General features: G+C 65.1%; 27 protein-coding genes. 15 read left to right on the top strand and 12 right to left on the bottom strand.

Going from position 1 to position 25,238, the window contains the following annotated elements; translation table 11 throughout:
• The first annotated feature begins 86 nt into the window (after window positions 1-86).
• A complete protein-coding gene (locus IWX64_RS02500) occupies window positions 87-629 on the top strand; it encodes a hypothetical protein (protein ID WP_196865528.1) in 543 nt (180 codons plus the stop codon).
• Between the two features lie 179 nt (window positions 630-808).
• Here the strand turns inward: IWX64_RS02500 and IWX64_RS02495 are convergent, their stop codons facing one another.
• The gene (locus tag IWX64_RS02495; protein ID WP_312883918.1) at window positions 809-2,923 is read right to left on the bottom strand and encodes an acyltransferase family protein; all 2,115 of its coding nucleotides are present in this window, start codon (window positions 2,921-2,923) and stop codon (window positions 809-811) included.
• Between the two features lie 112 nt (window positions 2,924-3,035).
• Between IWX64_RS02495 and IWX64_RS02490 the strand changes: the two genes are divergently transcribed.
• Window positions 3,036-3,245, top strand: a complete 210-nt coding sequence (locus IWX64_RS02490) for a DUF2945 domain-containing protein (protein WP_196865527.1) — start codon at window positions 3,036-3,038, stop codon at window positions 3,243-3,245.
• 29 nt (window positions 3,246-3,274) lie between these two features.
• On the top strand, window positions 3,275-4,468 hold the full coding sequence (locus IWX64_RS02485) for an NAD(P)/FAD-dependent oxidoreductase (RefSeq protein WP_312883919.1): 1,194 nt from the start codon (window positions 3,275-3,277) through the stop codon (window positions 4,466-4,468).
• A gap of 30 nt (window positions 4,469-4,498) precedes the next feature.
• Here the strand turns inward: IWX64_RS02485 and IWX64_RS02480 are convergent, their stop codons facing one another.
• Window positions 4,499-4,660 carry a hypothetical protein gene (locus IWX64_RS02480; RefSeq protein ID WP_196865525.1) on the bottom strand — a complete coding sequence of 54 codons (162 nt, stop codon included), beginning with the start codon at window positions 4,658-4,660 and terminating at the stop codon, window positions 4,499-4,501.
• Window positions 4,661-4,813: 153 nt separating this feature from the next.
• Here IWX64_RS02480 and IWX64_RS02475 point away from each other — a divergent pair, with 153 nt between their 5' ends.
• Window positions 4,814-5,449 (top strand): uracil-DNA glycosylase, encoded by a 636-nt coding sequence (locus IWX64_RS02475; RefSeq protein WP_245345542.1) that lies wholly within the window; start codon window positions 4,814-4,816, stop codon window positions 5,447-5,449.
• Between the two features lie 146 nt (window positions 5,450-5,595).
• Here the strand turns inward: IWX64_RS02475 and IWX64_RS02470 are convergent, their stop codons facing one another.
• The gene (locus IWX64_RS02470; RefSeq protein WP_334683123.1) at window positions 5,596-6,189 is read right to left on the bottom strand and encodes a class I SAM-dependent methyltransferase; all 594 of its coding nucleotides are present in this window, start codon (window positions 6,187-6,189) and stop codon (window positions 5,596-5,598) included.
• Window positions 6,190-6,250: 61 nt separating this feature from the next.
• On the opposite strand from IWX64_RS02470, the gene IWX64_RS02465 reads away from it, so the two are divergent.
• Window positions 6,251-6,910 carry a Pr6Pr family membrane protein gene (locus tag IWX64_RS02465; RefSeq protein ID WP_196865524.1) on the top strand — a complete coding sequence of 220 codons (660 nt, stop codon included), beginning with the start codon at window positions 6,251-6,253 and terminating at the stop codon, window positions 6,908-6,910.
• On the top strand, window positions 6,903-7,628 hold the full coding sequence (locus IWX64_RS02460) for a YqjF family protein (RefSeq protein ID WP_196865523.1): 726 nt from the start codon (window positions 6,903-6,905) through the stop codon (window positions 7,626-7,628). Before IWX64_RS02465 ends, IWX64_RS02460 begins: the two co-directional genes overlap by 8 nt.
• A 32-nt stretch (window positions 7,629-7,660) precedes the next feature.
• Here IWX64_RS02460 and IWX64_RS02455 read toward each other — a convergent pair whose 3' ends face one another.
• The 3 genes from IWX64_RS02455 to IWX64_RS02445 form a co-directional block, all read right to left on the bottom strand.
• Window positions 7,661-8,347 (bottom strand): SDR family oxidoreductase, encoded by a 687-nt coding sequence (locus IWX64_RS02455; RefSeq protein WP_196865522.1) that lies wholly within the window; start codon window positions 8,345-8,347, stop codon window positions 7,661-7,663.
• Window positions 8,348-8,642: 295 nt separating this feature from the next.
• Entirely contained in the window at window positions 8,643-9,875 is a 1,233-nt protein-coding gene (locus IWX64_RS02450) for a saccharopine dehydrogenase family protein (RefSeq protein WP_196865521.1), read from the bottom strand.
• Window positions 9,875-11,434, bottom strand: coding sequence for an APC family permease (locus IWX64_RS02445; protein ID WP_196865520.1), 1,560 nt, complete (start codon window positions 11,432-11,434; stop codon window positions 9,875-9,877). The genes IWX64_RS02450 and IWX64_RS02445 overlap by 1 nt, the downstream gene beginning before the upstream one ends.
• Window positions 11,435-11,541: 107 nt before the next feature.
• Between IWX64_RS02445 and IWX64_RS02440 the strand changes: the two genes are divergently transcribed.
• Window positions 11,542-12,084: a TetR/AcrR family transcriptional regulator gene (locus IWX64_RS02440; RefSeq protein WP_196865519.1), complete on the top strand. Its 543-nt coding sequence runs from the start codon at window positions 11,542-11,544 to the stop codon at window positions 12,082-12,084.
• 60 nt (window positions 12,085-12,144) lie between these two features.
• Here the strand turns inward: IWX64_RS02440 and IWX64_RS02435 are convergent, their stop codons facing one another.
• Window positions 12,145-13,263 carry an alcohol dehydrogenase catalytic domain-containing protein gene (locus tag IWX64_RS02435; RefSeq protein ID WP_196865623.1) on the bottom strand — a complete coding sequence of 373 codons (1,119 nt, stop codon included), beginning with the start codon at window positions 13,261-13,263 and terminating at the stop codon, window positions 12,145-12,147.
• A gap of 107 nt (window positions 13,264-13,370) precedes the next feature.
• On the opposite strand from IWX64_RS02435, the gene IWX64_RS02430 reads away from it, so the two are divergent.
• On the top strand, window positions 13,371-14,597 hold the full coding sequence (locus tag IWX64_RS02430; RefSeq protein WP_196865518.1) for a TerC family protein: 1,227 nt from the start codon (window positions 13,371-13,373) through the stop codon (window positions 14,595-14,597).
• Window positions 14,598-14,798: 201 nt separating this feature from the next.
• Here the strand turns inward: IWX64_RS02430 and IWX64_RS02425 are convergent, their stop codons facing one another.
• Entirely contained in the window at window positions 14,799-15,023 is a 225-nt protein-coding gene (locus IWX64_RS02425; RefSeq protein WP_196865517.1) for a hypothetical protein, read from the bottom strand.
• Between the two features lie 197 nt (window positions 15,024-15,220).
• On the opposite strand from IWX64_RS02425, the gene IWX64_RS02420 reads away from it, so the two are divergent.
• Both IWX64_RS02420 and IWX64_RS02415 read left to right on the top strand, forming a co-directional pair.
• Window positions 15,221-16,543, top strand: coding sequence for a M20 family metallopeptidase (locus tag IWX64_RS02420; protein WP_196865516.1), 1,323 nt, complete (start codon window positions 15,221-15,223; stop codon window positions 16,541-16,543).
• A gap of 70 nt (window positions 16,544-16,613) precedes the next feature.
• The gene (locus IWX64_RS02415) at window positions 16,614-18,188 is read left to right on the top strand and encodes an AbgT family transporter (RefSeq protein WP_196865515.1); all 1,575 of its coding nucleotides are present in this window, start codon (window positions 16,614-16,616) and stop codon (window positions 18,186-18,188) included.
• 18 nt (window positions 18,189-18,206) lie between these two features.
• Here the strand turns inward: IWX64_RS02415 and IWX64_RS02410 are convergent, their stop codons facing one another.
• Window positions 18,207-18,608, bottom strand: a complete 402-nt coding sequence (locus IWX64_RS02410) for a hypothetical protein (protein ID WP_196865514.1) — start codon at window positions 18,606-18,608, stop codon at window positions 18,207-18,209.
• A gap of 166 nt (window positions 18,609-18,774) precedes the next feature.
• Between IWX64_RS02410 and IWX64_RS02405 the strand changes: the two genes are divergently transcribed.
• The 4 genes from IWX64_RS02405 to IWX64_RS02390 all read left to right on the top strand — a co-directional run bounded on the left by IWX64_RS02405 (window position 18,775) and on the right by IWX64_RS02390 (window position 21,894).
• Window positions 18,775-19,749, top strand: a complete 975-nt coding sequence (locus IWX64_RS02405; RefSeq protein WP_196865513.1) for an ATP-grasp domain-containing protein — start codon at window positions 18,775-18,777, stop codon at window positions 19,747-19,749.
• Between the two features lie 90 nt (window positions 19,750-19,839).
• Window positions 19,840-20,235 carry a ChaB family protein gene (locus IWX64_RS02400; RefSeq protein WP_196865512.1) on the top strand — a complete coding sequence of 132 codons (396 nt, stop codon included), beginning with the start codon at window positions 19,840-19,842 and terminating at the stop codon, window positions 20,233-20,235.
• 110 nt (window positions 20,236-20,345) lie between these two features.
• Complete coding sequence (locus IWX64_RS02395) at window positions 20,346-21,410, top strand: iron-siderophore ABC transporter substrate-binding protein (protein WP_196865511.1); 1,065 nt, start codon at window positions 20,346-20,348, stop codon at window positions 21,408-21,410.
• Window positions 21,411-21,588: 178 nt separating this feature from the next.
• Window positions 21,589-21,894 (top strand): PRC-barrel domain-containing protein, encoded by a 306-nt coding sequence (locus IWX64_RS02390; protein ID WP_196865510.1) that lies wholly within the window; start codon window positions 21,589-21,591, stop codon window positions 21,892-21,894.
• A gap of 166 nt (window positions 21,895-22,060) precedes the next feature.
• Here the strand turns inward: IWX64_RS02390 and IWX64_RS02385 are convergent, their stop codons facing one another.
• Window positions 22,061-22,294 (bottom strand): DUF6480 family protein, encoded by a 234-nt coding sequence (locus IWX64_RS02385; RefSeq protein ID WP_196865509.1) that lies wholly within the window; start codon window positions 22,292-22,294, stop codon window positions 22,061-22,063.
• 10 nt (window positions 22,295-22,304) lie between these two features.
• The gene (locus tag IWX64_RS02380) at window positions 22,305-22,571 is read right to left on the bottom strand and encodes a hypothetical protein (protein WP_196865508.1); all 267 of its coding nucleotides are present in this window, start codon (window positions 22,569-22,571) and stop codon (window positions 22,305-22,307) included.
• Window positions 22,572-22,823: 252 nt separating this feature from the next.
• On the opposite strand from IWX64_RS02380, the gene IWX64_RS02375 reads away from it, so the two are divergent.
• On the top strand, window positions 22,824-23,759 hold the full coding sequence (locus IWX64_RS02375) for a bile acid:sodium symporter family protein (protein WP_196865622.1): 936 nt from the start codon (window positions 22,824-22,826) through the stop codon (window positions 23,757-23,759).
• Between the two features lie 67 nt (window positions 23,760-23,826).
• Here the strand turns inward: IWX64_RS02375 and IWX64_RS02370 are convergent, their stop codons facing one another.
• Window positions 23,827-25,212: a dihydrolipoyl dehydrogenase family protein gene (locus IWX64_RS02370; protein ID WP_196865507.1), complete on the bottom strand. Its 1,386-nt coding sequence runs from the start codon at window positions 25,210-25,212 to the stop codon at window positions 23,827-23,829.
• Window positions 25,213-25,238: the final 26 nt, after the last annotated feature.

Here is a 25,238-nt window from a genome sequence, read left to right as displayed (position 1 = left end):
AGTAAGTATGCTTAGCGGATACTTTCTGCAGTTATCCCGATTCTGCAGATATCTTGACGCAGTACCTAGTTGAAGGAGTGATCACTATGGCTGGAAATCTACTGGCACGATCCGTTCACGATTTGAGTGCTGCCGCATGGTTCGGCGGATCTCTGATGGGTGCCGTCGGACTGAACGGTGCAGCAGCCGAGGCGAAGGATCCGAAGGAACGGACCCGCCTGGCAACCATTGGGTGGGCCAAATGGACTCCCGTTCAGGCTGCAGCTTTCGGCGCACACGCCGTTGGCGGCGTCGGCCTGATCCTGGGCAACAAGGGCCGGGTCGCCGGCCAGAACGGTGCGCTGGCCAACACCGTCGTCAAGTCGGTCATCACGGTCGCGGGAATGGGCTTGTCACTGTATGCCGGGATCCTCGGCAAGAAGGTCGGGGAACTGGCGGATGAGGGCGCGAAGGGTGCAACCGAACCAGGCCCATCGAGCTCGCCTGAACTGGCTGCAGCGCAGAAGCAGCTCAAGATCGTTCAGTGGGCACTTCCCGTTGTCAGCGGCGCGGTCATCGTGCTCGGTGCGCAGCAGGGCGAACAGCAGCGCCCCGCGAACCTGTTGACCGGGCTCACCAAGCGCCGCTAAGCAGGTCTCTGGGCGGTTCGCTGCCAACACCGCATGATCCGGACGGGGTAACCCATCCGGTCTGGAGGGACAGGGCCATCGGCCCTGTCCCTCTTCGTGTGCCCGGACAGAAGTGCCGCCGGCCGCCCCACCGAGTCTCAGCTCAGAGCGGGCCAGTCTCAGCCGACCGCCTGTCAGTCTCAGCCCAGAGCCGCGTGGAAGCGTTCCTCAAACTCGGGGAGCGTGGTGGCCGTGTAGGTGATGGTGAGATGGTTGTCGTCCAGGTAGACATAGACGTTGCCCACCACCGGGGTGCAGACCCCTTCGGGGCAGATCAGGTCGGTGAGATCCATCAGCCGGAGTGCCCCGCCGGTTTCCTGAGCTGACGGCACCGGCGCTGTTGCGGCGAGTTTCTCGCCGACCGGAAAGGTGCACTCGGCGGCATCCTGCCCGTGCTCTTCGATGCAGGAGATCATGTTCACTTCAAACCTGGGGTTATCCCGCATTCCGATCACCGGGATGCCCGCATCGCCCAGAACCGCACTGGCCTCACCGATCCCCGCCACGGACCGCTCCTCAGTGGTGTCCTTGGTGGAAATGGTCGCCATGGTGAACACGGCGTCGGGTTTCATTCGCAGCGCGTACTCCGTGGCGGCGTCGTTGAACGTATTGCAAACCTCGTTGCGTGCGTCGCTCTCGGTGCCGTAACTGCACCCGCCGAGCAGCAAAGCCGTCACCTGATAGTTGTTCCGCTGGGCCATCAGCTCGATCGGTTCCAGCCACTGTTCGGCGTGGGAATCACCGATCACCAGAATCTCTTTCACCGGTTCGCCGTCCGCCGGGGTGAAGGAACACCCGCGGACAGCTCTGTCGTTTCCTACCGGGACATGCTCGCCTTCGCACTTTTCGCCGAGAACACCCCACTCGGCGTCCAGGCTCCCCAGATCCGGCAGCGGCGGCGAATCGCCCGTGGACTGGTCGACGAAGCCGGGCAGCAGGGAGTAGGCGCCGGGATTCTCGGTTTGAGCCTGGCTCACGAGGGCCTGGGCCTGGGTCTTCATGACCAGTTGAACACTCGCCACCGAGGCGGAGATCAGCGTGATGCAGACCGCGATCACCGCCAGGCTCCGCACCTTGCTCGCCTCAACCCTCTTTTGGCTGCGAAGCGGCCGCTCGACGAAGCGTGTGGTGAGGTAGGCAAGGGCCAGGGACAGGCCGATGATGGCAAGCCCCCCGAGGGGTCCGACCGTCTCTCGCCCCCGGTACACCAGGTAGATGACAAGGATTGGCCAATGCCAGAGGTAGAGCGCATAGGACAGGTCGCCCATTTTGACCAGCGGCCCCCACGACAGGAAGCGGTCCGCCCCGAGACGGCTTCCCGTCTGCCCTGCGGCGATGATGAGGGCTGCGGACAGAAGCGGCCAGAGGGCAACAAAACCTGGGAACTCGCCTTCGACGTCGAGCACGTAACCGACGCTGAGCATGCCAGCCAGCCCAATCCAGCCGGCCGCGACGGCGATGGTCTTGGGAAGGTTGACCCGCGGCAGGACCAGGGCGAGCAGCGTCCCCAACGCAAATTCCCACAGCCTGGCGCGGGTGTCGAAGTAGGCGAAGGACTGATTGGTATTCGTCTGGTAAATGGAGAAACTGAGGGACACGACGAAGATCGCACCGAAGATCACTGCCGCGACGCTCTGGAACCTCGCGTTGACTCTCCGGGCGATCAGGCTCGCCGCCAGGAACAGGAGCGGCCACAACACGAACACCTGTCCCTGGATGGAGAGGGACCAGAAGTGCTGGAGGGGGCTGGCCACGCTGGTGTCCGCGTAGTAGTCGACTGACTCGGCGGCGAGCAGCCAGTTCTGGAAGTAGAAGAGCGAGGCCCACGACTGGTCGAGCACCATGGACCAGCGCGCCCGCGGCAGGAACAGCAGTGAAGCGACCAGCGTGGCGATCAAGACGACGGCGACGGCGGGCAACAGTCTCTTGAACAGGTGCACCCAGTGCCGCAGGAGGGCGAAAGGGGTTCCCCGCTCTGACCTCCGGACGAACGTCAGGGTCATCAGGAACGCTGAGATGAGCAGGAAGATATCGACGCCGCCCGAGACCCGGTCAAACCAGATGTGATAGGTCACCACCATCAGAACGGCAAGCGCGCGAAGACCCTGCACCTCCGGGCGGTACCCCTCCCGCGGCGGGGTGGCCGGTGCTTCCCGGCGGCGACCGCGGACTGCGGTGCCTTCGCGGTCCATCATGAAAGTCCCTTCGCCGTCCTGGAGGTTGATGCTTCCTGGGTTCAGGACAGCGTGTTTCACGTAGTCCTTATCTTTTCATAGGTGGATCCGCCGGCTTTCCGGAGCCGGACCGGCGTCGGGCGCTGCAATTGCCCGTAGGCTGGTAAGCACACTGTCAATCCGAGGAGTCACTGTGGCACTGAGCAAAGGCACGTCCGTGGAGTGGAACACTCCGCAGGGCACCACCTACGGGAAAATTGTCGAGAAGAAGACCAGCGACTTCCAGCTGGACGGCAACACGCACCGCGCCAGCGAGGACGAGCCACAGTACATCGTCGAGTCCGGTAAAACAGGGGCCCGTGCTGCCCACAAGGCGAGCGCCCTCACCGAGAAGTCGGCCTAGCGGTGGCTGCTGCGGACAGCGATGCGGCCGTGACCCACCATCAGATAGTCATCATCGGCGGGGGGAACGCCGGGATCTCCCTCGCAGCACGGTTGCGCCGTTACGGTGCCAAGGACATTGCTGTGCTGGAGCCCAGCTCCGACCACCTCTACCAGCCGTTGTTTTCCCATATTGCCGGCGGAACCGCCCAGGCTGCTGAGGCCATCAGGCCGCAAAGATCGGTGATTCCCCGCGGGGTGACCTGGGTGCAGGACGCCGCGGTCGACGTCGACGCGGCCCACAACACAGTTCTGCTGGCCTCCGGCGCCCGGCTTGGCTACGACCAGCTGGTGGTTTGCCCCGGCATTCAGAAGGACTGGAACGCGGTGCCCGGTCTGGCCGACGCCATGGCCTCGGAGTACGGCGCCTCGAACTACGAGATTGAGCTGGCGCCCAAGGCCTGGGACCTGCTGCGCACCTTGCGCAGCGGAACGGTGGTATTCAACCTGCCGCCGGGTCCCCTGACCTGCGGGGGCGCCGCCCAGAAGCCCATGTACCTGGGCTGCGACTATTGGGCCCAGCAGGGAGTCCTGGCTGACATCCGGGTGGTCCTGGTGGTTCCCACCCCCACGGTCTTTGCGGAAGCGGTGGCCAACGAGGAGCTCAACCGCAAGATCGCCGAGTACGGAATCGAGCTGCGTTGCAACAGCGAGGTCACCGCGGTCGACGCCGCCGGAAGAACCGTCACAGTGCAGGACAACCTGGCCGGCGGGACGGAAACCCTGAGTTACGATGTGCTGCACGCCGTTCCGCCGCAGTCGGCTCCTGACTGGCTCAAATCAACCGATCTCCCGGCCCTGGGAGACCCCTCGGGGTTCGTCGAGGTGGACCCGGAAACCCTGCGGTCCATCAGGTACCCGGCCGTCTGGTCTCTCGGAGACGCGGCAGCCACCCTGAACTCGAAGTCGGGTGCCGCGCTCCGTGAGCAGACCCTGGTGGTGGCCAAGAACCTGAGGGCAGTCCTCAAGGGCAAGAAGGTCAGTGCGAAGTACAACAACTACTCGGCGTGCCCGTTCACGGTGTCGCGGTCCACGGTGGTGTTCTCCGAGTTTGACGACCAGTACCGGGCGAAGCCGTCCATTCCGTGGAAGGGCATCATGCGGGAACGGCGGGCCACCTTTGTCCTTGAACGCCGCATCCTTCCCCACGTCTACTGGAAGCTGATTCTGAAGGGGCGCGCCTAAAGCGCTCCCGGATGCTGGGTCGGATTTCCGCTATTCCGCGGCATCCAGTTCGTCGCGCAACTTCCCATGGGCGGCCTCCAGCACCAGCACCATCCTGATACCCGCGAGGTTCAGTCCCTCGGTGCAGGCCGGGCAAGTTTCCCCACCTTCACCGTCCCGGCCCGCGGAAATGCGGCGTGTTTGGCGCGACACGCCGTCGTCGTCGGGAGGAGTTGGGGGATTCTGCGGGTGTGAGATTAGTTCCCGGAGGAGACCTGATGACTCCCCGTCCAGCTTGGGCGCGTAAGCTGGAAGACTGCGGACAAAATTACAGCCACTTCAGGCATTGTCCGCGAGGAGGCAAAATTGGCACGACGCATGGCGGACCCGGCTTACCGAGCACAGCAATGGGAACGACGTTACGACCCGAATATCGAAGAAATCAACCGGATGTGTGACACCCTGGCCGAGCAGAAGCCGGACCGTTCACTTCCCTACATTGACCCGGCACACGACCTAGACGAATGTCGCATTGTGAGTCTGTTCTCCAACCCGGGCGCGAACCTCGCCTCAGGATTTGTGTCCGCGGAGAACGACGATCAGAGTGCCATCCGCACTGCCGAGATTTACGAGAGCGTTGGGCTGCAGCCCAAGTTCGTGATGCCCTGGAACGTTTACCCCTGGTATGTCACAGAGGTGAAGGAGAAGGCGCTCACCCCCGAGCAGATCGACGAGGGCGTCAAGCCGTTGTTGGCATTCCTGCAGCGTGTCTCGCGTGCCTCAGCCCTGGTGGCTCACGGCACCGATGCGCACAAGGTGGCGCGCCGCCTCACGCAACTGGAAAACCGGGCCATCCAGCGCCGCGGTTTCAAGGTGTACAAGGTGCGTTCCACGGGAGACCGCGCGTTTGCGGGCTCTCCGGCGAAGCAGGAGGTGTGGCGTCAGGAAATGCAGGCCGCCTACACCGACGCGATGGCTCGGGCTGGCATCAGCCGCGCCTGATCCAGCACGGGTCACACCGGCGCTGGGCAATCCAGTGCTGCCTGACGGCACCCGGAGAGCAGCCTTCATGGCTCTCGCCGGGTGCTGTTTGTCGTTTAAGGGGTGACGTCGGCAGTCGTCGTCAGGGGCGCCGGAAGCAATGGTGCCTATCTCGTGCGCGTGAGGATCGAGACCAGGAACGACGACGACGGCTCCCACGGCCGGAGCTCCCAGGTGGAAAACTGTGCGCTGGATGCCAGGCCCGCAGCGGCCGCATCGGCGAAAAGACTCTCCGCTGAATACCCGCGATCGCTGCCAAACCCCACGACCAGCCGGCCGTCCGGAACCAGGTGAGCGTGCAGCCGGCGCAGCACGTCCGGAGCGGTGCCGGGTGCCAGGAACGGCAACACATTTCCAGTGCAGACGATCAGGTCAAAGGTCCGCCGGAGCGCGAGCGTGCTCAGGTCCGCGACCTGCCATTGGGATTGAGGGTGATCGCGCTGCGCGGCGGCGATCAGCTCGGCGTCCGCGTCGACGCCGGTGACCTGATGGCCCCGCCGGGCCAGTTCCCCGCCGACCCGGCCGGTGCCGCAGCCAGCGTCGAGGATCTGGCTGCCGCGGGCGGCCATCGCGTCGAGAACCCGCGCCTCACCATGCAGGTCCCGGCCCTCCGCGCGCATCACCTCGAAGCGCTGGATGTACCGGGTGGAGTGGCCGGGGTGCTCGCGGTTTTCTGCCGCCCAAAGTGTCTCTTCGTTCACTGGGACAGCCTACTGGGCATACGATCAGTGAAGAATTGTCCGCCAGTGCAGGAGGGTACCGATGGGGTTGGCAGCAAGGGGTTGGCACGGCGTCGTCGCGTTGATCGGTTTGGTGGGCCTCGGCGCCCAGGTTGTCGCCCTGATCAACGGGGAAAACTACTCGGTACTCGGGCCCGCCATGTCCTGGTGGAACTTCTTCAGCTACTTCACCATCCTCAGCAATATCCTGGTCCTCGTGATCAACGCGGACCTCGCCCTCCACCCGTCCGGCCGTTCGTCAACGCTGTGGCGGGTGCTGCGGCTGAACGCCGTCGTCAATATCTCGGTCACCGGGCTGATCGCCTTCACGCTGTTGCGGCGTCTCCCGGAGGTGCAGGCACTGGTGGGCCTGGGCCGGCTCTCCGACACCCTGCTTCACTATGTGGTGCCGATCCTGACGGTGCTCGGGTGGCTCTTGTTCGGCCCCCGGCCGTGCTTCACCATCCAGGCGGTCTGGCTCTCGCTGGTTTTCCCGGGGGTCTGGCTGGTCTACACGCTCCTGCGCGGGGCGGCGGTCACCTGGTACCCGTACCCCTTTGTCGACCTGAGGATCATCGACCCGCTGGAAGTGCTGATCAACTGTGTGTTCATCGGAGCCATGTTCGTGGGATTCGGCTTCGCCGCGCTGCAGATCGACAACCGAATGAAACCGAAATTCTTCAGGGAGGACTCCAATGTCTGACGCAATCGCCTGGCCGGCGGCCCCGCCCCTGGTCAGTTGGCCCATCATGGATCAGGCGTGGCTGGACGCCGTCTTCTTGCACTGGCGGATCCCGGTGGAGACAGCCGCAGGCTTCATGCTGCCCGGGACCGAACCCGACGTGTTCGACGGCGACGCGTGGGTGGGGCTGATCGGGTTTCGGATGGTCGGTGCGGGGATCGGCTCCGGGATGCCCGTTCCCTATTTCGGGTCCTTCAGCGAAATCAACGTCCGGTTGTACTCCCGGGAACCCGATGGGACCCGCGGGGTCGTGTTTCTCACCCTCGACGCATCCCGGTTGGCCGTGGTCTTGGTGGCCCGGGCGGCCGGCATCCCGTACGTCTGGTCCCGGTGCGCACCGGTGACCGACCAGGGCCGTGCCGGCTACACGGTGCGGCGGTTCCGGGGCGGGGCGTCGTCGTCGTTCGCGGTCCGGCCGAACCGGGCGGTGATCGCCAACGATCCGCTGACGATCAACGTGACCGCGCGGTTTGGCCTGCACTCCCAGCTGGCGGGGAGGACGCTCTTCATCCCGAACACCCACGCGCCCTGGCCCCTGCACCCGGCGACCATCGACTATCTCGACGACGGGCTGGTCAGCGCCGCCGGGATCACCGTCACCGGGCCACCCGAATCGGTGCTGTACTCGCCGGGGGTGCAGACGCAGTTCGGTAAGCCCCGGGTAATCCGGCGCGGCTAGTCACGCGTCAACCAGCTTTCCGCAGGGCGGGGTCAGACCATCCCGGAGGGGCGGATATTCAGTGACTCGATGGTGGAGTCCCGGGACGCGTCAACCGCGAGACGGACGGCCTTGGCCACCTGGTCGGGCTGGATCCATTCCTCGGGCCGGTAGGGCTTGCCCTCGAAGGTGTGCAGTTCCTGCTGCATGTCAGTGGCCACCCGGCCGGGATGGATGGAGCTGACCCGCACCCCGTTGCCGCGTTCCTCCTGCCGGAGGGCATCGGTGAGGGCGCGCAACGCGAACTTCGTGCCGCTGTACAGGGCGGAGCCGTCGCCGGAGGCATATCCGGAACCCGAGTTGATCGCGATGACCTGGCCCTTGGCGGCCCGTAGCGCGGGAAGCAGCAGCCGGGTCAGGTTCGCCACAGCGAACACGTTGACCTCGAAACTCTTCCGCCACTGCTCGGGGGTCAGATCGGCCACCTGTCCCATCTGCAGCACGCCCGCTGAGTGGACGAGCACATCGAGGCTGGTGATGCCTTCGACAGCGTCGGGGGTGAGCTCGGTGAGTTCGGCGGCGAACGGCTCGGCGGAGGGGAACTCGCGGGCCAGGTTCTGCAGGGCATCGGCGTCGCGACCGCCGAGGAGCAGATGGTGGGTAGGCGCGAGCTCGCGGGCGATGGCGAGGCCGATGCCCCGCGAGGCGCCGGTGATCAGGGCTACAGGCAGTTCAGTCATGGTGGACATCCTATGTGTGTCCCCTTGCGTGCGGGAAAAGTGGTGTGGCTGCGGGAGTGCGCGAGGTGGGTGTAGTTGAGCAATTCGCCTACCGTTCACCGGCAGTTTCCTTACCCTGCGGGAACACCATGTTCACCGGTCGTGAGCACCTGGTGCAGCCAGAAACGGCCCTCAGGGCAAGGATTGCCGCTAGCAACCGGCGGATCTTGCGCTGAGGGCCGTTTCTGGGGGGCGGCGGGTTGATGCGGACCCTGTCTGGGGCCGTTTCTCTGGACAGGGTCGACCTGAAAGAGGGCTAGCGTTCCTCCAGCCCCCAGGGGGACCCGTACCCGACCGGCGTGTCTGCAGCCAGCAGGTCCAGGAACGGCCGGGAGTCGAATGCCTCCGGTCCGAGGACGCCGGTACCCTGCCAGGTTCCGTTCGCCAGCAGCTCCAGCGCGATCACGGGGTTCACCGCGGTCTGCCACACCACCGCTTGTGACGCGTACTCGGCCATCGACCACTCGTTATCCACCACGTGGTACAGATACACGGCGCGGGGTTTCCCGTCCTTGCCGGTACCCGTCACGTACAGTCCGGCGCAGGTCTTCCCCGTCATCCTCTCGCCCAGGGAGGCGGGATCGGGGAGGGCCGCCGCAACGACGTCGCGGGGTGACACCGATACCCCCTTCACCGTCAGAGGCTCGGTGGAGTCCAGACCCAGCTTGTGAAGGGTTTTGAGCACGTCGATGAACTCGTCGCCGAGGCCGTACTTGAACGTGACCTTGCGCGCCTTGGTCCAGCGCGGCATCAGGATGACCTCCTCGTGTTCCACGTTTACGCACTCTACTTCGCCGATCCCTTCGGGGAACCGGAAGACCTCGGGGTCGCTGAACGGTTCGGTGGTGTACCAGCCGGTCTCGCGCTCAAAGACGACCGGCGGGTTCAGGCACTCCTCGATGGTGGTCCAGATGGAGAACGACGGAGCGAAGGCCGGTTCGCCGTCGGCCCCCGCCACGACGAGGTTGGCGCCGTCGCGCACCCCCAGCTCGTCGATCGAGGTGAACAGCTCGTCCTCCGCGTAGCGGGCGAAGACATCGGACAGGCCCGGCTCCACGCCCATGCCCACCAGGGCCAGCCGACCGGCGTCCTCCCACTCCTGTGCCAGCGCGAACTGCTCGTCGCCGAGCATCACCCCGGTCTTGGCGAATGGCTCCTCCGGGTGCCTGACGGACAGGCTCATCGCCATATCCAGGTAGGTGGCGCCCGCCGCGAAGCAGCCGTTGAAGATGGGCATCACAAACCGGGGGTCGACGGCGTTGAGGACGTGGGTGATCCGGTGTTCCTTCACGACGGCGGCAACCGCCTCGGCCGACGACGCATCCACCTGCGTGGCCACCAGCCGGTCATCATCGAGTGCATCCACCAGGGCCTGTGGCCGGGCGGGGTCGTAGTCGGCCACCACCAGCAGGTCGAAGAACGAGCGCCGGACGGCGATCCGCGCAGCGGCGGATCCAACACCTCCGGCACCAACAATGAGAATGCGCATTAGGCCAAGCCTCCATCAACTGAGCGTCGGTAGGTATCGGGGGAATCGGGGACGAGCACGGGGGTGTCGGCGTTTAGGCTCTTCCCCCGGAAGAAGGGCAGTGACCCGGAGCGGGTCCGCCAGAGAATCATCAGTACCAGCCCCAGGGCGAGGGAGCCGATGCCCACCACGAAGGTGCCGCCGACGCCGAGCAGCACGCTGTACCCGTAGTCGACGTCGGCCATGTCGATTGCCGACTTGATGAAGGCGGCGGTGAGCATCAGCGCACCCAGCAGGGGAAGCAGGAACCGGAAGAAGAAGTTGTGCCGTGAGTTGAAAAGCTCCCGGCGGAAGTACCAGACGCAGGCATACCCGGTGATGGCGTAGTAGAACGCGATGGCGAGTCCCAGGGACAGGATCGAGTCCGCCAGGATATTCTCGCTGACCAGGGTCATCACCACGTAGAACCCGATCGCGGCCACCCCCATCACCAGGGTGGAGAAGGAGGGGGTCTTGAAGCGGTGGTGCACGGTGCTGAACCGGTGCGGGAGTGCCCGGTAGACGGCCATGGACAGGGTGCCCCGGGCGGTGGGCAGGATGGTGGTCTGCGTGGAGGAAACCGCTGAGACGAGTACGGCCACCACCAGCAACCAGGCGGCAGGGCCCAGCACTGCGTCCTTGAGGGCGAAGAACACGTCCTCGGCGTTGACCTCGTTCCCGAGCCCGGATCCCTCCTCGCCCACCCCGGCGTACATCATCGCAGCGACGGTTACCCCCACGTAGGTGATGAGGAGCAGTACCGTGGAGATCAGTGCAGCCCGGCCGGGGATCCGGCGGGCATCGCGGGTTTCCTCGTTCAGGGCCAGGCAGGCGTCCCAGCCCCAGTAGATGAACAGGGCGAGCAGCACCGCCTCGGTGAACCCTTCAACGCTTTCGAAGGCGAACGGGTTGAACCAGTCCAGCGAGGGCGCGGTGGCGTTTTCGGCCGTGCCGTTGGCGATGCCGATCAGAGCGAACACCACGAACAAACCCAATGCCAGGTACTGGATGCCCAGGAGTACGTTCTGCAGCTTCGCGCCGATTTCAACGCCGCGGTAGCTGACGTACGTCATCGAGGCGATGAAGAAGACTCCGGTCGCGGTCACGAGAAGGGTGTTGTCAGCGAGGGACCCGTCGCCGATCAGCAGCCACAGGTAGATCCCGGCGATCTGGGCGAGATTGGCCAGAACGATGATCCCGGCAACAGCCACTCCCCAGCCAGCCATCCAGCCGACCCAGGGGCCAAAAGCCTTGGTGGCCCAGGTGAAAGACGTGCCGCAATCAGGGATTTCCCGGTTGAGCTCGCGGTAGGCGAAGGCGATGAACAGCATAGGGATGAACGCGAGGATGAAGGCGATGGGGGCCTGAGCCCCGACCGCAAGGACCACGAAACCAAGCGAGGCCGCCAGCGAATACACCGGGGCCGTCGACGCCAGGCCGATCACCACCGAGCCCCAGACGCCGAGCGTGCCGGTGGCAAGTCCCTTTCCCTCGCCCGACGGCGCGCCGGGGGCGTCCTTCCCAACTGTTGCGTGACTCATGGTGCGCCTCCGATGTCCGGTGGGCCGGCGTCGTTGGCCGGTAACCCTGTAACGCAAGTCACTATACCGACTAGTCGGTTTTTTTGGAAGGCCCTAGAATCGAGCCCATGGGTCACGCTCCGAGCACTGTTCACCGCCTGATTGACGCCTACCAGGACATTCTGGTGTCCGACGGCGAACGCAGCGCCACGCTCGACGCCATCGCGCAGCGGGCCGGAGTCTCCAAAGGCGGTCTCACCTACCACTTCAAGTCCAAGGACGAACTGGCGTCCGCGCTGTTCGAGCGGCTGCAGGCGTTGGTGGAGGCGGACCTCGAGGTGATGCGGGCCGATCCCGGGCAAGCGGCCACCTACTACGTGAAAAGCTCCCTCGACGTCGAGAGCTCGTTGGAAAGGTGCAACATGGCTGTCACCCGGCTGGCGCAGGGATCCTATCCGGAGGCCAACGAACTACTCGCCAGGTGCCGGACCCAGTGGTTTGACGTGCTCATGGACGCGGTCGGACATGAGGACATGGTCCACCTGGTGATGCTGCTCGGCGACGGGATCTACTTCAACGCCTCGCTCACCGGGACGGGGGCCATGCCGGAGGAGACCGATCCGGCCACCATCGACCGGATCATTGGCCTGATCGGGACCATCGATTACTGACCCGCGACGTTCACCGGCAGCGCCCACCGCGGGTGGCTGGCTCTACCGGGCAGCTAAGCCCTACCGGAGGGTGAAGATCCGACGAACTACCCGGCCGTCGGCCAGGGCGTCGAGGCTCTCGTTCAGGTCACCGAGATCCCGGGTATCCGTGTGGAGCAGCTCGACCGGCAGCTTTCCCTCCCGCCAGAGGGCAAGGTAGGCGGGGATGTCCCGGGCCGGGACCGAGTCTCCCATGTAGGAGCCGAGCAGCCGTTTACCGGCCCCGGCGAACTGCAGCGCCTGGGTGGTGATCGTCTGGTCGGGGTGCGGCAAGCCCACCGACACCAGGGCTCCGCCCCGGGTCAGCAGCGCCAGACAGGCCTCCATCACCCGTGCACTGCCGACCGCTTCGAGCGCCACGTCTACCCCGTCTCTGCCGAGGGCCTGCACCAGCGTCGATGCTTCGTCGGGGGCGCCCACGGTGGTCGCCCCGCAGCGCAGCGCCAGGTCACGCTTCGCGGGCAGCGGGTCGATCGCTATCACCGTGGTGCCCGGAACCTGCGCGGCAGCCATCACGGCCATCAGCCCCACCGCGCCGAGCCCAAACACGATGACCGACTGGCCCTCGGACACCCGGGCTGTGTTCAACACCGCGCCGATCCCGGTGAGCGCCGCGCAACCGAACATGGCCGCCACATCGAAGGGAACGTCGTCGTCAATTACCACCACCGACTCCCGGGCCACCACCGCGTACTCGGAAAACGCCGAGACGCCAAGGTGGTGGTTGATCCGGTCACCGTCAGCGGTCTGCAACAGGGCGGGCCCATGCAGCAGGTCCCCACTGCCGGTGACCTCGGCCGCGCGGTGGCAGAGGGCGGGGCGGCCGGCGTCGCACGCGCGGCAGGACCCGCAACTGGGCACAAACACCAGCACCACCCTGTCGCCAACTGTGATATCAGCGACATCCGGGCCCACCACATCGACGACGCCGGTCGCCTCATGCCCCAACGCCATCGGCAGCGGCCGCACCCGGGAGGCGTCGATCACTGACAGGTCGGAATGGCAGAGGCTTGCCCGTTCAATCCTTACGCGTACCTCGCCCGATCGTGGCGACGGGACATCCAGTTCCTGCAGGTGGAGGGGAGTGCTGTCCGCGTAGGGCCGGCCGGCACCGGCTTCGTAGAGGACGGCGCTGCGCATCGTAGAGGGGCTCATGGGTTCAATGTACGGCCTGAAGCTGTCTTGCCGTCCACTCCCTCGGCAAACTACCGTGAGTACACGCCACCTGCACGAGGAGAAAAAACCGCATGGACGTATCCCCAATTGTTTGGGCTCTGACGATCGCCGGAATTGTGGGGTTGCTGCTTTTCGACTTCTTCTTCCACGTCCGGAAGGCGCACACTCCCACCCTGAAAGAGGCGGCGGTGTGGTCCTCAATCTATGTGGGCCTCGCGATCCTCTTCGGCCTGGGCGTCCTGGTCTTCGGTGGACCCACCATGGGCACCGAGTACTTCGCCGGGTATGTCACCGAGAAGGCTCTCTCGGTGGACAACCTGTTTGTCTTCCTCATCATCATGGCCAGCTTCAAGGTGCCACGCGCCGACCAACAGAAGGTGCTCCTCTTTGGCATCGTGTTCGCACTGATTGCCCGCAGCGGGTTCATCTTCCTGGGCGCCGCACTGATCAACCAGTTCGCCTGGATTTTCTACATCTTCGGTCTGGTCCTGCTGCTGACCGCCGGTAACCTGCTCAAGCCGACATCCGAGGACGACCACGGTGACATGATCGTGGTGCGCCTGGCCAAGCGCTTCCTGCCAGCCACCGATCACTACGACGGCGACAAGCTGTTCACCATCGAGAACGGCAAACGCGTCCTCACCCCGATGCTGTTGGTCATGATCGCCATCGGCGGCACCGACATCCTGTTCGCACTGGACTCCATCCCGGCTATTTTCGGCCTGACCCAGAACGTGTTCATCGTCTTCACGGCCACCGCGTTCTCCCTGATGGGGCTGCGCCAGCTGTACTTCCTGATTGACGGTCTGCTGGACCGCCTCATCTACCTGTCCTACGGCCTCGCGATCATCCTGGGCTTCATCGGCGTGAAGCTGATCCTCCACGCACTGCACGAGAACAACCTGCCGTTCATCAACGACGGCGAGCCGGTTCCGGTGGTGGAAATCGCCACCGGGTTGTCCCTCACGGTCATCCTCGGAGTGTTGATCGTTACGGTCGTCGCATCGGTCATCAGCCCCAAGGGCAAGGCAAAGACTGCTGTCAGTGGCGCGAGGCGCCACGCCGTCGAGTACATGGATCTGGACTACGAGACAGATTTTGACGAGCGCGAAAAGATCTACAACCGCATGGTGGATGAAGAGAATATGCTCCGCAAGCTCCCCGAGAAGTACAAGCGGTTGATCCGGAACGAGACCGATTTCATGGACCTGATCAGGCGCGCCCACGAAGCCCATGGTGCGGCTATCGATCGGGAGCCGAACCACGAGTCAGGTGTGACCGGTCCAACCAGGCTCTAACCGGCTCAACTCAGAACCACCCAGGTCCGAGACGGACCCTAACGCAAAGGCGACCCCGCAGTTCATCACTGCGGGGTCGCCCTTTTGTTGCGGTGCCGGCGACTTTCAAACGCCGGCTAGCTGCGGGTGGTAGCCAGCTCGGCGGCCGTCGGGTCGCCAGGCCCGGAAACGCACTCACGGAGACTTGCTGGGGCGGTGCTGCTACTCGGCGCTGATCTGCCAGATCGCGTACTCGTCGGCATGCAGGATGGCCCGTCGGCCGTCGGAGAGGTCGCGGATCCACACGATCCCGAGGCCGGGCGCCGTGTCTTCCACGTAGCCGCTGTAGTGGACCTCGCGGTTGCGGTGAGCTTCAATTTCATCCCCCCGGCGGAGCATGCCGAGGTCATGGATGCGGGTGATGGCGGTGGCGGTAAGCAGGGGCATGGTGACTCCTTGGTTCTGTGGCCGGGTCAGGCAGGTCCGGCCGATGGTTTTATTCAACTCCTGTGGTGTTGCGGGGGTGTTTCAGCACGGTGAATTTGTCGCGACCAGTGCCGTGCAGCCGTGCCAGGACCCGCATTATTACCCAGGATTGCGCTCCGCGGCTGCCATGCCAGCAATTAGTTGCCTAAGCTACCAGGATGACCGAACCAGCCTTGCCGGACCCGGCATACCTTAATCAGATCGACGCCGATACCCAGCGCCGCCTCCTCACAGCCGTTCCCCCGACGTCGGAATTCGACGGCGGCGCGCCGGAAGACCTCCGCGCCGCCGTCGACGGCAATATCGCGGCTCTCCACGACGACCTGCAACGGATCGTGCACACCCTGCATGCCCACCCGGAGACCGCGTTCCAGGAGCATGACAGCGCCCGCCTGATCGCCGATATTCTCACCGAACACGGGATCGACGCCGAACTCGGCGTCCACGGCGTCGACACCGCCGTCCGGGCCGAGATCCGGGGGACAGGCGACGGGCCCACCATTGCCGTCCTCAGCGAGTACGACGCCCTCCCGGGTATCGGGCACGCCTGCGGCCACAACGTTATTGCTGCCACCGGTGTGGGCGCCTTCCTGGCACTCGCCGGGGTCCGGGACCGGCTCAACGGCACCGTCGTCTTCCTCGGCACCCCCGCCGAGGAGGGTCACTCCGGCAAGGAACTGCTGGCCCGCAACGGTGCGTTCGACGGCGTCGACGCCGCCATCATGGTCCACCCGTACGGCTACGACCTGGCAGACCAGGTCTGGCTGGGACGCCGACTGCTCACCATCACGTTCACCGGTATTGCCGCGCACGCCTCAGCCCAGCCGTTCATGGGACGCAACGCGCTCGACGCCGCCAGCCTCACTTACCAGGGCATCGGACTGCTCCGCCAGCAGCTGCCACCATCGGACCGCGTCCACAGCAACATCACCGAGGGCGGGCGCAGCCCCAACATCATTCCGGAGAAGGCAGTGATGAAGCTCTACGCCCGCTCCAAGTACCCTGAAACGCTGAAGGATCTCAGCAAACGGCTGGAGGACATCGCCCGCGGTGCAGCGCTGATGACCGGCACCACCGTGGAGCTGGACTGGGACCAGCACCCGCCGTCGCTCCCAATCCGCACCAACGACGCTCTCACCGGCCGCTGGGTCGAATCACAGCAGCGGCGTGGACGGAGCCCGCTGCCCGCCGGCGTGGTCTCTGACACGCTCGCCGCCTCCACTGACTTCGGGAACGTCAGTTACCGCATCCCGGGCATCCACCCGCTGATCAAGATTGCCGACCAGAGCACCGCGCTGCACACCACCGACTTCGCAGCCGCGGCCGCGTCCGAGGCAGCGGTGCAGGGTGCGTACGACGGCGCCGCCGGGCTCGCGCTGACCGCCCTGGATTACCTGATGGATCCGCTGCTTCAGCAGCAGGTCCGCCAGGAGTTCGACGATCAGGGTGGGGCCATCGACGTGCCTTCCTACTTCGACTGAACTCCTGCGCCACCGGCACGAACCCTCCGCCACTGAAACCCGCGTGACCTACGTCAAGGGAGCACGACCCATGTCCACCACCGCAAGCGCACCGAGCGGATTAACCGACAAGTTCCTCAACGGGGTGGAACGGGTCGGCAACAAACTTCCCGACCCGTTCATGCTCTTCCTTATCCTGTTCGGCATCACCGCCGTGGTGTCGACGGCGATGGCCTGGTCCAGCGTCACCGTGCAGCTGCCCGGCAGCGACGAGATCACCGAGATCAAGGGACTGTTCACCGCAGAGGGGCTCACTTGGCTGACTACCAACCTGGGAGCGAATTATCTGGGGTTCCCGCCACTGGCCACCGTGCTGCCGATCCTTCTGGCGGTCGGTGTCGCCGAGAAGTCCGGTCTGCTGGGTGCGATGATCCGCAAGGCCTTCGGCAGCGCGCCCCGCTGGGCGCTGCCTTACGCCGTCGGTGTTGTGGGCGTGACAGGTTCCATCATGTCCGATGCAGCGTTTGTGGTGATCCCGCCGCTGGCCGCACTGGTGTTCAAGGCCGCTGGCCGCCACCCGGTAGCCGGGCTGCTCGGCGGTTTCGCCGCCGCTGGAGCCGGCTATTCGACCAACATCCTGGTCACCAGCCTCGATGCTCTCTTCGCAGGGATCACGACGGCGGTCACCGAGACCCTGCCCAATGCGGGGTCCCCGGTGACCCCGGTGTCGAACTATTTCTTCAATGTGGTGGCATCGATTGTCCTGATGGCGATTGCCGGTTTCGTGATTGACAAGATCCTTGAACCGCGCCTGGAACGGCAGGGCATCCCCCGCGAAGAGACCGTCGATGAGGACGCCCCCGCTGCGCCCACCAGCGCCGAGCTGAGCGCCGACCTGACTCCCCGGGAAAGCAAGGGTCTGCGGTGGGCATTGATCGGAGGGGTCACCCTCGCCGTCGTCCTGGTGTTGGCGTTCGTGCTGCCGGGTTCGCCCTGGCGGAACGAGGAGGGCGGGTACCTGCCCACGTCGCCGTTGCTCAGCTCGATCGTGTTCGTGGTCTTCAGCATGTTCGTGGTGCCGGGGCTGGTGTACGGGAAAATTGTTGGCACCATTACCACCGGACGGGATATCCCGCGGGTGATGGGCGAGGCCATCAAGGACATGGCCGGGTTCCTGGTCCTGGCGTTCATTCTGGGCCAGTTCATTGCCCTGTTCAACTGGTCGGGCATCGGCCAGTGGATCGCAGTAGCTGGCGCGGGCGGGCTTGAAGCGATCGGGTTGACCGGGTATCCGGCGATCCTCGCGTTCATCCTGTTGGCCTCGCTGCTGAACCTGTTCATCATTTCCGGATCGGCGATGTGGACGCTGATGGCCGCCGTCTTCGTGCCCCTGTTTGTGCTGCTCGGCTACGAGCCAGCCTTCATCCAGGCTGCGTTCCGGGTCGGTGACTCGGCCACCCAGGTGATCACCCCGCTGAACCCCTACATGATCGTGCTCCTGACGATGCTCAGGAAGTACGAGCCCGACGCCGGCCTCGGCACCCTGATGGCGAGGATGCTGCCCTTCGTGGTGCCCTTCTGGCTCGCGTGGGTGGCCATCCTGAGCGTGTTTTTCTTCCTTGACCTGCCGCTCGGACCGGGTAACGGCATCTTTCTGCCCGAGTAACCAGCCCAGTGGGTCCCGCTAGTCCGCAGGGGCGACCACACTCAAACGAAGCCTTTCGGGAGCCGTCAGGGTTGGCTTGAGGCGCGCAAAAATCGACAATTCGTTCAACTCCGACCGGAGCGATTCCCACGTATGTGCTTCGCTCAGATCCAGAATGACGCGTGCCTGCGGCGAAAGTGCACTCGCCCGTCGCACCACCAGGTCCAGGCCGTGAATGTTGACCGGGGAGACGCATCCGTGCACCCGAATGTGCACACTGATGAAGTTGTCATCAGTGGTTACGAGGATTTTCAGTTTTCGTTGGGAGGCCGAGGGGTGTGCTGCCATGGCACGCTCGCGGGGCGTTTCCTCCCAGATGCCAGCCGCACCTTGTGTTCCGCCAGAGGCACCCGTTTCTGGTGACGGTGTGTGAGTCTTCATTGGTCTGGCACCTTGCCTCTCATGCCGAATCTTTGGCGTAGTACCTATGAGACCGGGATAACCTGGCGGCTGCTAGGGCACAAAGTCCTCGCTGGGCCGACCTGCTGGCGGAATACGCCCGCCGGCCGGGAGGTTGTGCCTAACGAACCCAAGCTGGAGGTACGTCGTGACCAAGATTTTTGCCCTGCACGAGAACCCTGAGTGGTTCCCACCCTTCGCCAAGGCTTTCGAAGCCGAGGGCGTCGAAGTGGAAGAGTGGCTGTTGACCGACGGCGTGCTCGATCTCGACCAGGCGCCACCCGAGGGCATCTTCTGGTCCCGGATCAGCGCCTCCTCGCACACCCGCGACCACCACCTCTCCAAGGACTACGCCCGCGCTGTCCTGTCCTGGCTGGAGGCGCACGGACGCCGGACCGTCAACGGGCGCCGCATCCTTGAGCTCGAGATGAGCAAGATCGACCAGTTGACGGCACTCAAGGCTGCGGGCATCGACACGCCGCGCACCGTCGCAGCCATCGGCAAGGATCGGATCCTCGACGCCGCGGCCGGTTTTCCCACCCCCTTCATCACCAAGCACAACCAGGGTGGCAAGGGCCTGGGCGTCCGCAAGTTCGAGAGCCATGAGGAGCTTGCCGAGTACGTCGGTTCGTCCGAGTTCGAGGAACCCCAGGACGGCATCACCCTGATCCAGGAGTTCATCCAGGCAGCCGAGCCCATCATCACCCGGGTGGAAATCGTCGGCGGCGAGTTCATCTACGCCATCCAGGCAGACACGGCGCGCGGCGGCTTCCAGCTGTGCCCAGCCGACGCCTGCGCGATCGACCCGGTCACCGGCAAACCCATCATGCCGCCCGGGGCCACGATCGAACCCGCGGAAGGCCAGCAGCTGTTCAGCCTCCGCGAGGGCTTCGATCACCCGATCATCGGGAAGTACCTTGAGTTCGCACGCCGGAACAACATCGAGGTCTGCGGGATCGAATTCATCGAGACCGCCGACGGCCGGGTCCTCACCTACGACGTGAACACCAACACCAACTACAACGCAGTGGTCGAAGCCCAGGCGCCCCGCTCGGCGCCTGGCGCGCTCGTTGAGTACCTGTCCGGCCTTACCGCCCCTGCGCCCGAACCCGCACTTCGCTAGGGTAGGCGCACGGGACGCGGTACTCGAGGACTTTCCGCGGCCCAGGAATGCGTGGCCGTCCTCGACGTCGAGGCGAGAAGGAGCCGAGCAATGAAGAAGAGCGACCTGCCGAGCACGCTGCAGCGCTCCGGGAAGAAGGCTCAGGACACCTTCGGCAAGACCCTGGAGTCGGCGGAGGAGGAGTACGGTGTGGGTGAGCGGGCGAGCCGGACCGCGTTCAGCTCGCTGAAACACACCCACGAGAAGGTGGGCGACCATTGGGAACCGAAAGAGGAAAGCGGCCCATCGGATGCAGCCGCCGAGCGCGGCGGGCGGAACCCCGGTGAGACGGCCGGCGGCGTGGACGCGAATGCCTCCAGGAAGCACCTGTACGAAATAGCCCGCGCGCTCGACGTCGCGGGCCGTTCACGGATGACGAAGACCGAGTTGGTGGAGGCCATCCAGCGGGCCAACGACCGTGAAACCCGCCGCGCGCGTGATGCCTAAGCCAATTACGCAACATAAACATTTCGTAATCGATGTGAGGGTAGGGTAGCCTTACTTCGTCCGTCCGAACGGGCGTGAGTCACAGTTTCCCGAAAGTCGAGGAGCCCTCCATGGCCCCCACCCGCATGCGCGGTTTCGCCGCGGCAGCTACGGCCGCCGCAGCAATCCTGGCCCTATCCGCCTGCAGCACCGGTCCCGCCGATGGCGGTTCGGGTTCCGAAGCCCCCGAAGCGGCCGGCGCCGCAGATCAGTTCCCCGTCACGATCGAACACGTGTACGGCGAGACAGTGATCGAGGAACTGCCCGAGCGGGTGGCCACCGTTGACTGGGTCAATGCGGATGTCGCCCTGGCGCTCGGCGTCGTGCCCGTTGGCATGCAGAGCGACGAATACGGCGGCAACGAGAACGCCTCTACGCCGTGGAAGGACGCCAAGCTGGAAGAGCTTGGTGCCGCGATCGGCACGGAGAACGCTCCCGTGCAGTACTCGGAAGCTGATGGGTACGCGTTCGATGAGGTTGCAGCGACGAACCCCGACGTCATCCTGGCCGCCTACTCGGGGCTGACACAGGAGGACTACGACACCCTGAGCGCCATCGCGCCGGTCGTCGCGTTCCCCGAGGTCGCCTACGGCACCCCGTGGCAGGAATCGACGCTCATCATCGGTGAAGCGCTCGGCCTGGCCGGTGAAGCTGAAGAATTGGTAGCCGAAACCGAAGAGACCGTTGCCAACGCTGCGGCCGACTACCCTGCGATCGTGGGCAAGACCTTCATCTATGGGAACCTCGAGCCCGCCAGCGCAGAAGGCGTCAGTATCTATACCGCCAATGACAACCGGCCCCGGTTCCTGGAGTCGATCGGTATGGTCCAGGCCGACGTCGTGACCGAAAACACTGAGGGTTCGGAAGAATTCTTCATCCCTTGGTCCGCAGAACGGGCCAACGAGCTGGAATCGGACATCTTCGTGACCTGGGTGCCCGACGAGTCCACGATCGAGGCCATCGGCGAGGACCCTTTGCTGAGCCAAATCCCGGCAGTGGAATCCGGCGCACTCGTTGCTGATCCCGACAACACCCTCACCCTGTCCATCTCGGCAGCCAACCCGTTGAGCCTGCCGTGGGCCCTGGACACCTTCCTCCCCATGCTGGATGAGGCGGCCCAGCAGGCGGAGGGCTAGGCTTCCCTCGCACAAACGGCCCCCAGGGCAAGAATCGCCGGTTGCACTCGGCGGGCCTTGCCCTGGGGGCCGTTTCTGTGGGTGCACCTGGTGTGGACGCGTCTCCAGTTGCTCGCAGGGGCATCCTCGGATGAAATAGGATCAGTCCACTTAGTTTTATCGACGATGGAGATGCACCATGGCACAGCCGGACATTCAGGAACTGCAGGAAGCCACCGCCTGGGACGCCGACGGCGAAAAGCTGGGAGAGGTGTCGCAGGTCCACCTCGACGCCCGCACCGGCGAACCCGTATGGCTGACCGTGTCGCTGGGACTGTTCAACACCCGGGAGCATTTCTTCCCCTATCAGGGGGCGCTGCTCGACGGCGGCGACATCCACGTGGCGTACACCAAGGACAAGATCACCGATGCCCCGGACCTGGATGCGGCGTCGGAACTCACCGACGAGCAGATGGCTTCCCTGCGCGAGTACTACGGGATCTAGGGCCTGCGCCCGTCGCGGGCGTTGGTTAAGCCAGAAACGCGCCCACGGTCAATGGGAGATACCGGCCCTGTATGGGCCGCTATCGCCCGCTGACTGTGGGCGCGTTTGCGTGGTGATGCTGTGAGGTGTCAGTGCTCTGGAAGTCAGTGCTTCATAACTCCGGGCTCTAGAAAAATTCGATCAGCCGGCCGACCACAAACAGGGCGATGCAGGCCACGAAGACCACGCCGATGCCGATCAACCACGGGAGCGGGTTATTGGACTTCGAGGTGCCCTCGTCATGACCCTGCGGTCCTACCGTTGAGGACTCACCAGGAGGGGTCTCACCCGGTGGGACGCCGCCGCCCGGCTCAAGCCCGGTGACCTTGTCACCTTGTGGATCGGGATTCTCTCCAGTCATGCAGTTCCTCCTAGATTTCCCAATCAGACCTCTTGGGTGATGGGTCTTTTGTGTCACGTGGCGTCCAGGACATAGTGATATCCGCGCCCTCTTCTGTTTCACGAACAAACAGGTGAAGGTCTTCACCGTAGAGGTTCTCATCCTCAACCACGTCACCCGCCTCGTGGGCCATTTCCACCAGACGGCTGATAGCCACAGCCATGGCGCGGCCCCAATCGTGGGGATGCTTGCTCGACGATTCCTCGGTTACAGAGAACTTTCTATCCATAGTTGCCATTGTGCTCCTTAGGTCTCTGCAGCGGGAACGCCAGCGGGGCAGCAAATTCATACCCCGCATCAAAGAATGGTAAGTCCCCTGTGCAGTTTCGGAATGATCCAACCCTAGCAGCACAGTCGTTAACATTGACCTGACAATTGCGGGCACCGTCTGCCGCCGTGATACTCCAGTAGACATGTCTTCCTCCCCAGACGCGCCCAAGACCCATCCAGCACTGTTGCCCCGCTCGCCGCCGAGGAGCGCAGCGCCCGGATCACCGTCACGTTGTTTCCGCTGCTGATTCTTGCGGGCGGCGCGGTGGCTGTCCTGCCCCCCGAAACGTTCGCGGGGATGGGCCCCTGGATCAACCCGCTGCTCGGGCTGATCATGTTCGGGATGGGGCTGACCCTCACCCCGCCGGACTTTGCGCTGATCGCCAAACGCCCCATCCCTGTCGCCATCGGGGAGGTGGCCCAGTTCATGATCATGCCTCTGCTCGGCTGGCTGATCGCAGCCGCGCTGGGGTTGCCACCGGCGTTGGCGGCCGGAGTGATCCTGGTGGGATGCTGCCCCGGCGGTACTGCCTCCAACGTGGTCGCCTACCTGGCGAAGGGCGATGTTGCCCTGTCCGTGGCGATGACCTCGGTGTCGACCCTCATCGCACGCCTGTTCACCCCGGTGCTGGCGCTCTGGCTCGCCGGCCAGTACCTGCCGGTTGACGCCGGCTCCATGGCTTTTTCGATTGTGCAGATTGTTCTGCTTCCCGTCCTGCTGGGCCTGGTGGTGCGCCGCTTCCTGCCCGGGCTGGTCGCCAAGTGCCTTCCCGCGCTGCCCTGGCTGTCGGTCGGGGCGATCACCCTCGTCGTCATCGTGGTAGTCTCCGGCAGTGCTGGCATCATCTTCTCCGCCGGACTGCTGGTTTTGGTGGCCGTCGTCGCGCACAACGGCCTGGGGTACGCGCTGGGCTACAGCGCCGCCCGCCTCTTCAAACTTCCGGTCGCCTCCCGGCGGACGACGGCGATCGAGGTCGGCATGCAGAACTCCGGGCTCGCCGCTGGCCTCGCCCGCCAGTACCTGACCCCCGAGGCCGCGCTGCCTGGTGCCATCTTCTCCATCTGGCACAACGTCTCAGGGGCGATACTGGCCGCCTACTGGCGCCGTCGGGACGCGCGCAACGCTGCCCTGCGCGACGAGCAGCCCGTCGGGTAGCTGGTCCGTCGGCTAGCAGGTCAGAAAAGGAGCGACACCGCAACACCCAGCCCCTACCCACGCGCTACTACCCGGCGGCCTCGCGCCGCAGCGCTGCGCGCGCCGCGTCGCCGATGATGGCCGTGTACGTGGGGTAGGCGAACTTGACCCGGGCCAGCGTCGCCACATCGGTCCCCGCCGCCATCGCTGCTGCAACCGCCTGGATCACTTCGACGGCATTCTCGCCCACCGCATGCGCACCCAGAATTAGCTCCCGATGCCTATCCACCACCAGTTTCAGGAACCCCTGTTCGCGGTCGTCGATGATCGGTCGTTCCACGTCCCCGTAGGGTACGACGACGACAGCCGCCTCCCGGTCCCGCACCCGGGCCGCCTCCTCCGTGAGGCCCACCCCCGCGTAGTCAGGATCGGTGAAACCACCGGCGGGCAGCAGATGGTGTGGGGTGGTCCGCTGCGTCCCGAGCACGGCGTTCTCCGCAGCCGTCTCACCCTCGAACACGGCCGCCTGTACCAGCATGCTGGAGCCGTTCGCGTCGCCCGCCACGAAGATGTGCTCGACGTTGGTGCGCAGATACTCATCCACCGGGATCGCATTCCGGTGCGCCTCGACACCGGCAGCGGCCAGCCCCAGCGCTTCGGTGTTCGCGGGCCAGCCCGCCGCCATCACCACCGCGTCGAGCACTTCGATATGGTCGCCAGCGGCATTGCGCCAGTGCAGGTGCAGCGCGCCGTCGTCGTCCCTGATGATTTTCTCGATCCCGGCGATCCCCGTCTCCACCCGTACCCCCCGGTCCCGGAAGCCGTCGGTGACGGCGGCGGACACGTCCGCGTCTTCGGTGGTGAGGATCCGCGGCGCCAGGTCCAACAGCAGCACCTGGGTCCCGAGCGCATGGAAGATGGTGGCAAGCTGCGCACCCGTGTGCCCGCCGCCGATGATGCCGAGGGTGCGCGGCAACGTCGGTAGGTCGAGCACCTCGGGCGGGAGCACCGCGTGCTCCGCGCCCGGGATGGGGAGCCTGCGTGCGTTGCCGCCCACACCGAGGATCACCGAACGGGAGGTCACCGTCCGGCCATCGACGTCCAGAGCGTGCGGGCCCGTGAAGGAGGCGTCGCCGGTCAGCAGTTCGATGCCCAACCGGCGGGCGACGGCGTCGTAATCCTTCGCCGCGAGCACCCGGTCCACCGTCGACCGGACCCGCCGGACGATCTGCTGCCAGTCGACGGCCGGTTCGACGACGACAATCCCGTAGTCGTAGGCGGTGCGCACCTCCCGGTAGAGCCGGGCCGTTTTCGCCAGGACCCTGGTGGGCACGCAGCCGGAGTTCACACAGGTGCCGCCGAGCCGCGCGCGCTCCACCACCGCCACCCGTGCGCCCAGCTCCGCCGCGCGCACGGCCGCGGCCATCCCCGCCGGGCCGGCCCCTACAATCAGGACGTCGAAGTCGTATTCCATGAGTTGCTCCCGGTGAGAAGTTGGAC

Origin of the sequence: Arthrobacter sp. CAN_A212, assembly GCF_015752345.1 — a bacterium.
In the GTDB taxonomy this organism is placed as follows: domain Bacteria; phylum Actinomycetota; class Actinomycetes; order Actinomycetales; family Micrococcaceae; genus Arthrobacter_D.
This window is presented reverse-complemented; position numbering and strand designations above follow the sequence as displayed.